The organism is Streptomyces sp. NBC_00400, assembly GCF_036048035.1.
Taxonomy (GTDB): Bacteria; Actinomycetota; Actinomycetes; order Streptomycetales; family Streptomycetaceae; genus Streptomyces.
Window position 1 is genome coordinate 6,200,873 of the sequence record NZ_CP107940.1, and the last position, 12,565, is coordinate 6,213,437.

Below are 12,565 nucleotides of genomic sequence, written 5' to 3' on the forward strand. Positions count from 1 at the left end.
AGGTTTGGCCCGCATAAACATCCAAACCCCTGCCCGACGCAGGGCGGCGACCGACCAGCGAGTAAGGCCGCAGCCGACCGCGCGGGCGAGACTCTCGGGAAGGCGCTACGTGAGTCCCAACGGCTCCGACCGCTCGTCGCGGCGCCCGATGCGGCGGAAGCTGCCGCAGGTGCTTGCTGCGGGCCTGGTCCTGGCGACCGCTACTGGTTGCACATATAAGGACTTCCCCCGCCTCGGCATGCCAACGCCCGTCACCGACGAGGCGCCGCGGATCCTCTCTCTTTGGCAGGGCTCCTGGGCCGCCGCCCTCGCAACGGGCGTGCTGGTCTGGGGCCTGATCATCTGGAGCGTGATCTTCCACCGCCGCAGCAGGTCCAAGGTGGAGGTCCCCCCGCAGACGCGGTACAACATGCCGATCGAGGCGTTGTACACGATCGTCCCGTTCATCATCATCGCGGTGCTGTTCTACTTCACCGCGCGCGATGAGAGCGCAATCCTCAAGACTTCCAAGAAGCCCGACCACATCGTCAACGTGGTCGGCTTCCAGTGGAGCTGGGCGTTCAACTACCTGGAGAACGTGGACGGCAAGAAGTCGACCTCGAACATCAACTCCAGCGCACTGGACGGGATCCCGCCCAAGTGGAAGAAGGGCGCACCGGCCGGTGCCGACGGCGTCTACGACGTGGGCACCCCGGGTGAGCGCAACCCGCAGACCGGCAACCCGGGCCCGACCCTGTGGCTGCCGAAGGGCGAGACCGTCCAGTTCGTGCTGACCTCGCGTGACGTCATCCACTCGTTCTGGGTGGTGCCCTTCCTGATGAAGCAGGACGTCATCCCGGGCCACACCAACGTCTTCGAGGTGACTCCCAACAAGGAGGGCACCTTCATGGGCAAGTGCGCCGAGCTGTGCGGTGTCGACCACTCCCGGATGCTCTTCAACGTCAAGGTCGTCTCCCCCGAGCGGTACCGGGAGCACCTGAAGGACCTGGCGAAGAAGGGCCAGACCGGATACCTGCCGTCGGGCATCAAGCAGACGGATCACGCCAGGAATGCGGAGACCAAGAACCAGTGAGCATCCTCAACGAACCTCAGGGTGCCGCCGCCGATACGGCTCCGGCAGCACCGCCCGTACGCAAGAAGCAACCCGGCATCGCTGCGGTGAAGTGGCTGACGACCACTGACCACAAGACCATCGGCACGATGTACCTGGTCACGTCGTTCGCGTTCTTCTGCGTCGGCGGACTGATGGCGCTGCTGATGCGCGCCGAGCTCGCCCGTCCCGGCACGCAGATCATGTCGAACGAGCAGTTCAACCAGGCGTTCACGATGCACGGCACGATCATGCTGCTGATGTTCGCGACGCCGCTGTTCGCCGGCTTCGCGAACTGGATCATGCCGCTGCAGATCGGCGCGCCCGACGTGGCGTTCCCGCGGCTGAACATGTTCGCCTACTGGCTGTACCTCTTCGGCTCGCTGATCGCGGTGGCCGGCTTCCTCACCCCGCAGGGTGCGGCGGACTTCGGCTGGTTCGCGTACTCGCCGCTCTCGGACGCGGTGCGTTCGCCGGGCGTCGGCGCGGACATGTGGATCATGGGTCTGGCCTTCTCGGGCTTCGGCACGATCCTCGGTTCGGTCAACTTCATCACGACGATCATCTGCATGCGGGCACCCGGCATGACGATGTTCCGGATGCCGATCTTCACCTGGAATGTGCTGCTGACCGGTGTGCTGGTCCTGCTGGCCTTCCCGGTGCTGGCGGCGGCGCTGTTCGCGCTGGAGGCGGACCGTAAATTCGGGGCGCATGTCTTCGATGCGGCAAATGGCGGGGCGTTGCTCTGGCAGCATCTCTTCTGGTTCTTCGGCCATCCTGAGGTGTACATCATCGCTTTGCCGTTCTTCGGCATCATTTCCGAGGTCATTCCGGTGTTCTCCCGGAAGCCGATGTTCGGTTACATGGGTCTGATCGCGGCGACGGTGTCGATTGCCGGTCTGTCGGTCACGGTGTGGGCGCACCACATGTATGTGACGGGCGGTGTGCTGCTGCCGTTCTTCTCGTTCATGACGTTCCTGATCGCGGTGCCGACCGGTGTGAAGTTCTTCAACTGGATCGGCACGATGTGGAAGGGCTCGCTGTCCTTCGAGACGCCGATGCTGTGGACGATCGGCTTCCTGATCACCTTCACCTTCGGTGGTCTGACCGGTGTCATCCTGGCCTCGCCGCCGATGGACTTCCACGTCTCGGACTCGTACTTCGTGGTGGCGCACTTCCACTACGTGGTCTTCGGCACGGTCGTCTTCGCGATGTTCGCGGGCTTCCACTTCTGGTGGCCGAAGTTCACCGGCAAGATGCTGGACGAGCGCCTCGGCAAGATCACTTTCTGGACGCTGTTCGTGGGCTTCCACGGCACCTTCCTCGTCCAGCACTGGCTGGGCGCCGAGGGCATGCCGCGGCGCTACGCGGACTACCTCGCGGCCGACGGCTACACGACGCTGAACACCATCTCGACGATCAGCTCGTTCCTGCTGGGCCTGTCGATCCTGCCGTTCCTCTACAACGTCTGGAAGACGGCGAAGTACGGCGAGAAGGTCGAGGTCGACGACCCGTGGGGCTACGGCCGCTCGCTGGAGTGGGCGACGTCCTGCCCGCCGCCGCGGCACAACTTCCTCACCCTGCCGCGCATTCGCTCCGAATCCCCGGCGTTCGACCTGCACCACCCGGAGATCGCAGCCCTCGACGCGCTGCACAACGGCCGCGCCTCCGAGGACGACAAGGCCCTCGCCGGCGGCAAGGAGGCGGGCAAGTGAAGATCCAGGGCAAGATGTTCATCTGGCTCTCCGTCTTCGTCCTCGCCATGGCGATCGTCTATGGCGTGTGGTCGAAGGAGCCCGCGGGTACCACCGCACTGTTCCTCGCCTTCGGCCTGTGCATCATGGTCGGCTACTACCTGGCCTTCACGGCCCGGCGGGTCGACGCGGGTGCCCAGGACAACGAGAACGCCGAGGTCTCGGACGACGCCGGTGAGCTGGGCTTCTTCAGCCCGCACAGCTGGCAGCCGCTGTCCCTGGCCGTCGGTGGCGCGCTCGCCTTCCTGGGCGTGGTCTTCGGCTGGTGGCTGCTGTACTTCTCGGCCCCGGTGATCCTCGTCGGCCTCTTCGGCTGGGTCTTCGAGTACTACCGCGGCGAGAACCGCACGCAGTAACCACGGCGCAGGACGCCACGGCGGGCCCGGACACCTCAACAGGTGTCCGGGCCCGCCTCTTTTGGCGGCCGGGAGCAGACCCGTTTGCACTCCTCCAGCGCGCTGGGACAGGTGATTCTTCATATTTTTGGGGCATGAGTCACAGACCTCGAACCCGGACGGTGCTGAGCTGCGGCCTCCTGCTCGTGCCCCTTGCGGTGAGCGCCACCGCGTGCGGGGGCTCGGATTCGGAAACGCTCTCCGGCACTCCCTACGACGCGTCCGACCAGATCACGGCCAACACCCCGGCCGGCACCCAGAAAGCGGACCCCGACAAGCCGCTGGAGGTGTCCGTCAAGGGGAACGACGCGCGGATCACCGATGTGACCGCCACCGACACCACAGGACGCTTTGTACGCGGCGAGCTGAGCGCCGACGGCAGGCACTGGCGCACCACGGCGCCCCTGGCCGCCGGCAGCCGCTACACGGTGCGGGTGAGCACCGAGGAGGAGGACGGGTCGCCCGGCCGCAAGACGCTCGTGGTCAACACCCGCGGCGCCGACGGCCAGTTGACCGCCGCCTTCGGCCCGAAGGAGGGGGAGTACGGCGTCGGCCAGCCGGTCACCGCCGAACTGAGCCAGCCGGTCAAGGACCCCACGGCCCGGGCCGTCGTCGAGAGCGCCCTGAAGGTCGACTCCATGCCGCGGGTGCAGGGCGCCTGGCACTGGGTGGACGACAAGAAGCTGCACTTCCGCCCCAAGGAGTACTGGCCCGCGCACGCGACCATCTCGGTGCACAGCAACCTGGCGGGCCTGAAGGTCGCCAAGGGGCTCTACGGCGGCCCGTCCAAGCCCGTGAAGCTCACCACCGGCGACCGCGTGGAGGCCATCACCGACGCGGCCACGCACCAGATGACGGTGCTGCGCAACGGTGAGTCGATCAACACCATCCCCGTGACCACCGGCAAGCCCGGCTTCTCCACCCGCAACGGCGTCAAGGTCGTCCTCGGCAAGGAGAGCTTCGTACGGATGCGCAGCTCGACGGTCGGCATCTCCGCCGGGAGCGGGGAGTCCTACGACCTGCCGGTCTACTGGGCCACCCGGGTGACCTGGAGCGGGGAGTACGTCCATGCCGCACCCTGGTCCGTCGGCTCGCAGGGCGCGGCGAACGTCAGCCACGGCTGTACGGGCATGTCCACCAGCAACGCCCAGTGGTTCTTCAACCACGTGCGCATCGGCGACATCGTCAAGGTCGTCAACAGCGGCGGCGACACCATGACGCCGTTCGACAACGGCTTCGGCGACTGGAACATGCCCTGGCAGGAATGGCGCGAGGGCAGCGCGCTCAAGAACAAGGCCAACACGACCACAGGAGCCGCCGGGCGCCTCCAGGACCCCGCCGACGACGCCCGGCTGCGCCCGAAGTTCTGACGCCGCCCGGCGGGTTCCGAGGCGGCCCGGCGGCCGCTCAGGCCTGTACGAGGTTCCTGCGGCGCAGCAGGCCGGCCAGGGCGTCCGCGAAGGCCACCGGGTCCAGCGGATGCGTCACCGCGGCATCCGCACGGCTCCAGGTCGCCAGCCAGGCGTCCTGGGGGCGGCCGATCAGCAGCAGCACCGGCGGGCACCGGAAGATCTCGTCCTTGATCTGCCGGCAGACGCCCATCCCGCCCGCGGGTGCGGTCTCGCCGTCCAGCACGCAGACGTCGATACCGCCCTGCTCCAGGGCCGTGAGGACGGCGGGCGCGGTGGCGCACTCCAGGATCTCGATCTGCGGGGCATCGGCGGCGGGGCGCCGGCCGGCCGCCAGCCGGACCTGCTCGCGGGTGCCTGCGTTGTCGCTGTAGACCAGCACCGTGGCAGTCGCCTGCATCGTTCCTCCACGCTTCGTAGCGGCACAGCATCGGGTGGGGCGGATGCTACTCCCGCGGCGGGTGTCCGCAGGAGGGGTTGAGCGGATCCAAGATCTGCCCGACGGGCCGTCAGGACCGGCCCGGGACGGGCCGGCGGGCGGCGGGCCACCCGGTGCGTCCCCCCTTCGGGCGACCTCCGGAATTGGGCCGTACGAGCAGGGCATACGTCCTTGACACACCGAACGGCACCCCCCGGAGTGAGGGCGGGATAAGCGACCGACATAATGTCGGTCGTGGCGACAGCAACGACAGTAGAAACCGGGCACGCGCACCCGTCGGTCAATCGGCCGAACCTCACCAGCGTCGGAACCATCATCTGGCTGAGTTCCGAGCTGATGTTCTTCGCGGCCCTCTTCGCGATGTACTTCACCCTTCGTTCGGTGACCGGATCCGAGTATTGGAAGGAATCCGCCAGTGCGCTGAATCTTCCGTTCTCCGCGACCAACACCACGATCCTGGTGCTCAGCTCTCTGACCTGCCAGCTCGGCGTTTTCGCGGCCGAGCGGGGCGACGTCAAGAAGCTCCGGGCCTGGTTCGTGGTCACCTTCATCATGGGTGCGATCTTCATCGGCGGTCAGGTCTTCGAGTACACGGAGCTGGTCAAGCACGAGGGCCTGTCGCTCTCGTCCGGCCCGTACGGCTCGGTGTTCTACCTGACCACCGGCTTCCACGGACTGCACGTGACGGGCGGTCTGATCGCCTTCCTGCTGGTCCTGGGCAGGACGTACGCGGCCAAGAGGTTCACCCACACGCAGGCCACCGCGGCCATCGTCGTGTCCTACTACTGGCACTTCGTCGATGTCGTCTGGATCGGCCTCTTCGCCACGATCTACCTGATCCGGTAACCGGTCCGACCGGTACCGCATATCAGACAGACATAGCCAAAGCATCGACGCAGAAGATCCTGACACCGGGGTAATCCGTGAAAAAGCTCTCCGCACGACGGCGCCATCCGCTGGCGGCGCTCGTCGTCCTACTCTTCGCGCTGGCGGTCACTGGGGGGCTGTACGCCGCGTTCGCGCCGGCGGACAAGGCTCAGGCCGATGACACCGCCCAGTCTCTTGCCGTCAAGGAGGGCAAGAAGCTCTTCGCCGTGGGCTGCGCCAGCTGCCACGGCACCGGCGGTCAGGGCACCTCCGACGGCCCGAGCCTGGTCGGCGTGGGCGCCGCAGCCGTGGACTTCCAGGTGGGCACCGGCCGGATGCCGGCCCAGCAGCCCGGCGCCCAGGTGCCGCGGAAGAAGAACATCTACACCAACGCCCAGATCGACCAGCTCGCGGCCTACGTCGCGTCGCTGGGCCCCGGCCCGAGCGTGCCGTCCAAGGAGCAGTACAGCGCCGACGGTGCCGACATCGGCAAGGGCGGCGAGCTGTTCCGCACCAACTGCGCGCAGTGCCACAACTTCACCGGCAAGGGCGGCGCCCTGACCGACGGCAAGTTCGCACCGACGCTCGAAGGCGTGGACCCGAAGCACATCTACGAGGCCATGGAGACCGGCCCGCAGAACATGCCCTCCTTCGGTGACGGCTCGCTGTCGAAGGAGAACAAGAAGGACATCATCGCGTACCTCGGCGCCGTCAACGGCGATGCATCCGAGAGCCCCGGCGGCCTCGACCTCGGCGGTCTCGGTCCGGTCAGTGAGGGTCTCTTCGGCTACATCTTCGGCCTGGGCGCACTGATCGCGGTCGCCATCTGGGTCGCAGCCCGGACTACGAAGGCCAAGAAGTCATGAGCGAGACTGGACGACACGAAGACGTGCCAGAAGAAACCCTTCCCACTGAGCGGGAGACGGCTCACGAAGGCGCGGTGGCCACGGCGGAGAACCCGTTCGCCGACCCGGGCCTGCCGCCCCACGAGCACCGCGCCCAGGACATCGACGAGCGGGCCGCCAGGCGCTCCGAGCGCACCGTGGCGCTGCTCTTCGTGGTGTCGATGGTGGCGACGGTCGCCTTCATCGCCTCCTATGTGGCGATCCCGATCGACAAGATCGTCTTCATCTGGCCGATCGGTCACATCAGCGCGCTGAACTTCGCGCTCGGTCTGACCCTCGGCGCGGCGCTCTTCTGCATCGGCGCCGGTGCGGTCCACTGGGCCCGCACGCTGATGTCGGACGAGGAGGTCGCCGACGAGCGTCACCCGATCGAGGCCGCGCCCGACGTCAAGGCCAAGGTCATGGCGGACTTCGCGGCGGGTGCCAAGGAGTCGCAGATCGGTCGCCGCAAGCTGGTCCGCAACACGATGTTCGGTGCGCTGGCCCTGGTGCCGCTCTCCGGTGTCGTCCTGCTGCGCGACCTCGGCCCGCTGCCCGGGAACAAGCTGCGCACCACGAACTGGAAGAAGGGCGTCCGGCTCGTCAACCAGTCCACCAACCTCCCGCTGCGTCCGGAGGACATCGCGGTCGGCTCCCTGACGTTCGCCAAGCCCGAGGGCCTGGAGGAGAACGACGAGGAGTTCGCCGAGAAGATCGCCAAGGACGCCCTGATGCTCGTGCGGATCCAGCCGCAGGACATCAAGGACAAGCACGAACTCTCCTGGTCGCACGAGGGCATCGTGGCGTACTCGAAGATCTGCACCCACGTGGGTTGCCCGATCAGCCTGTACGAGCAGCAGACGCACCACGTGCTCTGCCCGTGCCACCAGTCCACGTTCGACCTCTCTGACGGTGGTCGGGTGATCTTCGGTCCGGCCGGACACGCCCTGCCGCAGCTGCACATCACGGAGAAGGACGGCTTCCTGGAGGCCGCAAACGGCTTCGAGGAGCCCGTCGGCCCGAGCTTCTGGGAGCGCGGATGAGTAACGAGACAACCGCGACCAGCACACGCCGTGGCCCGGCGCCACGGGGCGAGCGGATCGCGGACTGGGCGGACGGACGGCTGGGCATCTACAGCCTCGCCAAGTCCAACATGCGCAAGATCTTCCCGGACCACTGGTCCTTCATGCTGGGTGAGGTCGCGCTCTACAGCTTCATCATCATCATCCTGACCGGTGTCTACCTGACGCTGTTCTTCCACCCGAGCATGGCCGAGGTGACCTATCACGGTTCCTATGTGCCCATGCAGGGAATCCGGATGACCCAGGCCTTCGAGTCGACGCTGGACATCAGCTTCGACGTGCGCGGCGGCCTGCTCATCCGCCAGATCCACCACTGGGCCGCGCTGGTCTTCCTGGCCGCGATGATGGTCCACATGATGCGGGTGTTCTTCACCGGTGCCTTCCGCAAGCCGCGCGAGGTCAACTGGCTGTTCGGCTTCCTGCTGTTCGTGCTGGGCATGTTCACCGGCTTCACCGGCTACTCGCTCCCCGACGACCTGCTCTCCGGCACCGGCGTGCGGTTCATCGAGGGCGTCATCCTGGCGATGCCGCTGGTCGGTTCGTACCTGCAGTTCTTCATCTTCGGCGGGGAGTTCCCGGGGCACGACATCATCCCGCGGTTCTTCACGGTGCACGTCCTGCTGCTGCCGGGCATCATGCTCGGCCTGCTGGTGGCGCACCTGATCCTGGTCTTCTACCACAAGCACACCCAGTTCCCGGGTGCCGGCAAGACCAACAACAACGTCGTGGGCATGCCGCTGCTGCCGGTCTACATGGCCAAGGCCGGAGGCTTCTTCTTCCTGGTCTTCGGTGTGATCGCCGCGATCGCCGCGATCGCCAGCATCAACCCGGTGTGGGCCATCGGCCCCTACCGCCCCGACCAGGTGTCCACCGGCGCCCAGCCCGACTGGTACATGGGCTTCGCCGAGGGTCTGGTGCGTGTCATGCCGGGCTGGGAGTGGAACTTCTGGGGCCACACCCTCAACCTGGGCGTGCTGATCCCGATCCTGGTCTTCCCGCTGGTCCTGGTCGCGATCGCGGTCTACCCGTTCGTCGAGTCCTGGGTCCGCGGTGACAAGCGCGAGCACCACATCCTGGACCGCCCGCGCAACGTCCCGACCCGTACCGGCTTCGGTGTGGCCTGGCTGGTCGCGTACTTCGTGATGCTGATCGGTGGCGGCAACGACCTGTGGGCCACCCACTTCCACCTGTCGATCAACTCGATCACCTGGTTCGTCCGGATCGCGTTCTTCGTCGGGCCGGTGCTGGCCTTCATCGCCACCAAGCGGATCTGCCTGGGTCTGCAGCGCCGCGACAAGGACAAGGTGCTGCACGGCCGCGAGTCCGGCATCATCAAGCGCCTGCCGCACGGTGAGTTCATCGAGGTCCACGAGCCGCTCGACCAGGAGCAGCTGCACGTGCTCACCCAGCACGAGCAGCCCACGCCGCTCGAGCTCGGCCCCGAGGTCGACGAGAACGGTGTGGCACGCAAGGTGTCGCGCTCGCAGAAGCTGCGGGCCAAGCTCTCCAAGACCTACTACGGCGAGGACAACGTCATCGCCAAGCCCACGGTCGAGGAGTACAAGGAGATCACCAGCGGCCACGGCCACCACTGATCACCTCGGCGCCTCATGGCGCACCGTAGGAGCACGCCACCCAGAGGGCCCCGTCCGTTGATCGGACGGGGCCCTCCGGCCTGCCCGGCGGCTCGATAGGGTGAACGCACAAGCAGGAGACAAATCAGGAGTGTGGACCATGAACGTTGCGACCCCCCTCGGCGGCGACAGCGTGGCGGCCCACACCTGGCCGGGCATCCTCAACGCCCTGCTCGACGGCCGGGACCTCGCCGCGGAGGACACCGCTTGGGCGATGGACCGGATCATGCGGGGCGAGGCCGGCGACGCCCAGATCGCCGGTTTCGCGGTGGCGCTGCGGGCCAAGGGCGAGACCGTCGCCGAGATCTCCGGGCTCGTCCGGACCATGTACGAGCACGCCCGGCTGATCGAGGTGCCGGGACCGAGCGTGGACATCGTCGGCACCGGCGGCGACGGCGCCAAGACGGTCAACATCTCCACGATGTCCTCGATCGTGGTGGCCGGCACCGGAGCGAAGGTCGTCAAGCACGGCAACCGCGCGGCCTCCTCGGCCAGCGGCGCCTCCGACGTGCTGGAGAAGCTCGGCGTCAATCTCGACCTCACCCCGCAGCGGGTCACCGAGGTCGCCCGAGAAGCGGGCATCACCTTCTGCTTCGCGGTGAAGTTCCACCCCGCGCTGCGGCACGTCGCCAACGCCCGGGGCCAGCTCGGCATCCGGACGACGTTCAACGTGCTGGGCCCACTGACCAACCCCGCGAAGGTCCGCGCCCAGGCGACCGGGGTCGCGGACGCCCGGATGGCGCCGATCCTGGCCGGGGTGCTCGCCGAGCGCGGCTCGTCGGCGCTGGTCTTCCGCGGTGACGACGGCCTGGACGAGCTGACCACCACCGCGACCTCCCGGGTCTGGATCGTCCGGGACGGCACGGTGCGCGAGGAGTCCTTCGACCCGCGGGACGTGGGCATCGACCTGGTGCCGGTGGAGGCGCTGCGCGGCGCGGACGCGTCGTACAACGCGGAGGTGGCCCGCCGGCTGCTGGACGGGGAGACCGGCCCGGTGCGCGATGCGGTGCTGCTGAACTCCGCGGCGGCGCTGGTCGCGCTGGAGCCCTCCGACGCCCCGCTGGCCGAGCAGATCCGGGCCGGTATCGACAAAGCCGCCGCCGCGATCGACTCGGGGGCGGCGCGGCAGGCCCTGGAGCGCTGGGTGACCGCCAGCAACACCTGAGCGCCCGGTGACACAGAGTGTGACGCAAGCCCCGTTCCGCCATCCGGACCGGGGCTTGCGTGATGTTGCCCGTATGGCATGATTCTGCGCAGGTCACGAGTGACAGCGATGCAGGCCCCGGCCCGCTGTCCGGCAACCCTCCTTCCGTGGCGGGGTGCCCCGGGTGATGACCAGGCCGTAGGCAGCGAGGTCTGCGGCAAGCGCGGATCCCTCGCCAGGGATCCTGGTCCCCGAGGGAGAACTTCCGTGAATCAGCGAATGCGATAGGGCTCGACGGCCCCTTTTCCGCATCCCTTTTTCCTTTCCGCTGCGGCGTCCTGCCGTGCGCTGTGCGCGCACCTGACGCGTTCCGCCCCGCAGCGAATTCACTTACTTCTTACGGGAGTTCGCCATGTCCGTTTCCGCCGTTGCCGCCGACCGCTCCGTCTGTGCCCCGCTGCCCGTCCTCGGCCGGGACGTCCGCGTCCCGCTGGTGACCGGCGGCGAGGTCGACTACGCCGCGCTGGACTACGCCGCCAGCGCCCCCGCGCTGCAGCGGGTCTGGGACGACGTGGCGGCCTACGCCCCGTACTACGGCAGCGTGCACCGCGGCGCCGGGTACCTCTCGCAGCTCTCCACCGACCTCTTCGAGAACAGCCGCCGGACCATCGCGGAGTTCCTGGGGTGCGGAGACGAGGATCAGGTGGTCTTCACTCGCTCGACCACGGACTCGCTGAACCTCCTCGCGGCGGTACTCCCCGAGAACACCCGGGTGTTCGTCTTCGAGACCGAGCACCACGCCTCGCTGCTGCCGTGGGAGCAGCGCGCGGACGTCACCGTGACCTACCTCAACGCGCCGCGCACCCCGCAGCAGGCGGTGGACACCCTGGAGAAGGCGCTGGCCGAGCGCGACCCCTACGGCCCGGCGCTGGTCTGTGTGACCGGTGCGTCGAACGTGACCGGTGAGCTGTGGCCGGTGCGGGAGCTGGCGGCCGCCGCGCACGCGCACGGTGCGCGGATCGTGCTGGACGCGGCTCAGCTCGTCCCGCATCACCCCGTGGACATCGCGGAGCTGGACGTCGACTGGGTCGCCTTCTCCGGCCACAAGCTGTACGCCCCGTTCGGCGCCGGTGTGCTGGCCGGCCGCGCGGACTGGCTGCAGGACGCCGCCCCGTATCTGGCCGGCGGCGGCGCCAGCCGCAAGGTCTCCCGGCGCACGGACGGCGGGGTGGACGTCGAGTGGCACACCACCGCCGCCCGTCACGAGGCCGGTTCGCCCAACGTCATCGGCGCCTACGCCATCGCCTCGGCCTGCCAGGCCCTGACCGAGGCCGGTTTCGAGGACCTGGCCGCCCGCGAGCAGGTGCTGATCACCCGGGTGCGGGAGGGCCTGGCCGAGGTGCCCGAGGTGAACGTGCTCTCGCTCTTCGGCGAGGACGCGGCGCGGGTGGGCGTCTTCTCCTTCGTCGTCGAGGGCTGGAACAGCTCGCACTTCGCCGCGGCGCTGTCGGCGGAGTACGGCATCGGCGTCCGCGACGGCCTGTTCTGCGCGCACCCCCTCGTCCGCACCCTCCTGGGCAGCGAACCGCAGGACCCGGGAGAGTGCGGCGCCCCGGAGGCGGCCCCCGGCGAGCGCTCCCTGAACGCCATCCGCGTCAGCGTGGGCGTTGGCACGCCGGATGAGCACGTCGAACGCTTTGTCCGAGCGGTCAAGGAACTGGTCGCGAACGGCGCCCGCTGGAACTACCAGACGGAGGACGGCCGTTGCGTTCCCGCGCGAAGCGCGGTTTGAATCCCACGTTTTTGGCTTTCCCGCCGTGGTGGTTTCTCGCCGTTGCGCCTGGCGGCGGGCCAGGTCCGCTGCGCG

Annotated in this window: 11 protein-coding genes and 1 riboswitch; of the genes, 10 read left to right on the forward strand and 1 reads right to left on the reverse strand. The window is 68.0% G+C overall.

Going from position 1 to position 12,565, the window contains the following annotated elements; all coding sequences use genetic code 11:
* The first annotated feature begins 109 nt into the window (after window positions 1-109).
* The 4 genes from ctaC (at window position 110) to OHS81_RS27150 (ending at window position 4,609) form a co-directional block, all read left to right on the forward strand.
* The gene (gene ctaC, locus OHS81_RS27135) at window positions 110-1,072 is read left to right on the forward strand and encodes an aa3-type cytochrome oxidase subunit II (RefSeq protein WP_328387349.1); all 963 of its coding nucleotides are present in this window, start codon (window positions 110-112) and stop codon (window positions 1,070-1,072) included.
* The gene (ctaD, locus tag OHS81_RS27140) at window positions 1,069-2,805 is read left to right on the forward strand and encodes an aa3-type cytochrome oxidase subunit I (protein WP_328387351.1); all 1,737 of its coding nucleotides are present in this window, start codon (window positions 1,069-1,071) and stop codon (window positions 2,803-2,805) included. The genes ctaC and ctaD overlap by 4 nt, the downstream gene beginning before the upstream one ends.
* On the forward strand, window positions 2,802-3,200 hold the full coding sequence (locus tag OHS81_RS27145) for a cytochrome c oxidase subunit 4 (protein ID WP_030812810.1): 399 nt from the start codon (window positions 2,802-2,804) through the stop codon (window positions 3,198-3,200). The genes ctaD and OHS81_RS27145 overlap by 4 nt, the downstream gene beginning before the upstream one ends.
* A 134-nt stretch (window positions 3,201-3,334) precedes the next feature.
* Window positions 3,335-4,609, forward strand: a complete 1,275-nt coding sequence (locus OHS81_RS27150; protein WP_328387354.1) for a L,D-transpeptidase — start codon at window positions 3,335-3,337, stop codon at window positions 4,607-4,609.
* Between the two features lie 37 nt (window positions 4,610-4,646).
* Here the strand turns inward: OHS81_RS27150 and OHS81_RS27155 are convergent, their stop codons facing one another.
* Window positions 4,647-5,048, reverse strand: a complete 402-nt coding sequence (locus tag OHS81_RS27155) for a hypothetical protein (protein ID WP_328387356.1) — start codon at window positions 5,046-5,048, stop codon at window positions 4,647-4,649.
* 264 nt (window positions 5,049-5,312) lie between these two features.
* On the opposite strand from OHS81_RS27155, the gene ctaE reads away from it, so the two are divergent.
* The 6 genes from ctaE (at window position 5,313) to OHS81_RS27185 (ending at window position 12,490) form a co-directional block, all read left to right on the forward strand.
* Window positions 5,313-5,933 carry an aa3-type cytochrome oxidase subunit III gene (ctaE, locus tag OHS81_RS27160; protein ID WP_086717031.1) on the forward strand — a complete coding sequence of 207 codons (621 nt, stop codon included), beginning with the start codon at window positions 5,313-5,315 and terminating at the stop codon, window positions 5,931-5,933.
* A gap of 77 nt (window positions 5,934-6,010) precedes the next feature.
* The gene (qcrC, locus tag OHS81_RS27165) at window positions 6,011-6,820 is read left to right on the forward strand and encodes a cytochrome bc1 complex diheme cytochrome c subunit (protein ID WP_328387359.1); all 810 of its coding nucleotides are present in this window, start codon (window positions 6,011-6,013) and stop codon (window positions 6,818-6,820) included.
* On the forward strand, window positions 6,817-7,881 hold the full coding sequence (gene qcrA / locus OHS81_RS27170) for a cytochrome bc1 complex Rieske iron-sulfur subunit (RefSeq protein WP_328387361.1): 1,065 nt from the start codon (window positions 6,817-6,819) through the stop codon (window positions 7,879-7,881). Before qcrC ends, qcrA begins: the two co-directional genes overlap by 4 nt.
* Window positions 7,878-9,515, forward strand: a complete 1,638-nt coding sequence (gene qcrB, locus OHS81_RS27175) for a cytochrome bc1 complex cytochrome b subunit (RefSeq protein ID WP_328387363.1) — start codon at window positions 7,878-7,880, stop codon at window positions 9,513-9,515. The genes qcrA and qcrB overlap by 4 nt, the downstream gene beginning before the upstream one ends.
* 139 nt (window positions 9,516-9,654) lie before the next feature.
* Complete coding sequence (gene trpD / locus OHS81_RS27180) at window positions 9,655-10,719, forward strand: anthranilate phosphoribosyltransferase (RefSeq protein ID WP_328387365.1); 1,065 nt, start codon at window positions 9,655-9,657, stop codon at window positions 10,717-10,719.
* Window positions 10,720-10,810: 91 nt separating this feature from the next.
* Window positions 10,811-10,928, forward strand: a riboswitch (SAM riboswitch).
* 182 nt (window positions 10,929-11,110) lie between these two features.
* Window positions 11,111-12,490 (forward strand): aminotransferase class V-fold PLP-dependent enzyme, encoded by a 1,380-nt coding sequence (locus tag OHS81_RS27185; RefSeq protein ID WP_328387367.1) that lies wholly within the window; start codon window positions 11,111-11,113, stop codon window positions 12,488-12,490.
* The last annotated feature ends 75 nt before the right edge of the window (window positions 12,491-12,565 follow it).

Bases quoted from the DNA above. Each gene is read 5' to 3' on its own strand.
- ctaE (WP_086717031.1), top strand. From the start codon at position 5,313: ATGTCGGTCGTGGCGACAGCAACGACAGTAGAAACCGGGCACGCGCAC.
- trpD (WP_328387365.1), top strand. From the start codon at position 9,655: ATGAACGTTGCGACCCCCCTCGGCGGCGACAGCGTGGCGGCCCACACC.
- qcrB (WP_328387363.1), top strand. From the start codon at position 7,878: ATGAGTAACGAGACAACCGCGACCAGCACACGCCGTGGCCCGGCGCCA.
- OHS81_RS27185 (WP_328387367.1), top strand. From the start codon at position 11,111: ATGTCCGTTTCCGCCGTTGCCGCCGACCGCTCCGTCTGTGCCCCGCTG.
- OHS81_RS27155 (WP_328387356.1), bottom strand. From the start codon at position 5,048: ATGCAGGCGACTGCCACGGTGCTGGTCTACAGCGACAACGCAGGCACC.
- qcrA (WP_328387361.1), top strand. From the start codon at position 6,817: ATGAGCGAGACTGGACGACACGAAGACGTGCCAGAAGAAACCCTTCCC.
- OHS81_RS27150 (WP_328387354.1), top strand. From the start codon at position 3,335: ATGAGTCACAGACCTCGAACCCGGACGGTGCTGAGCTGCGGCCTCCTG.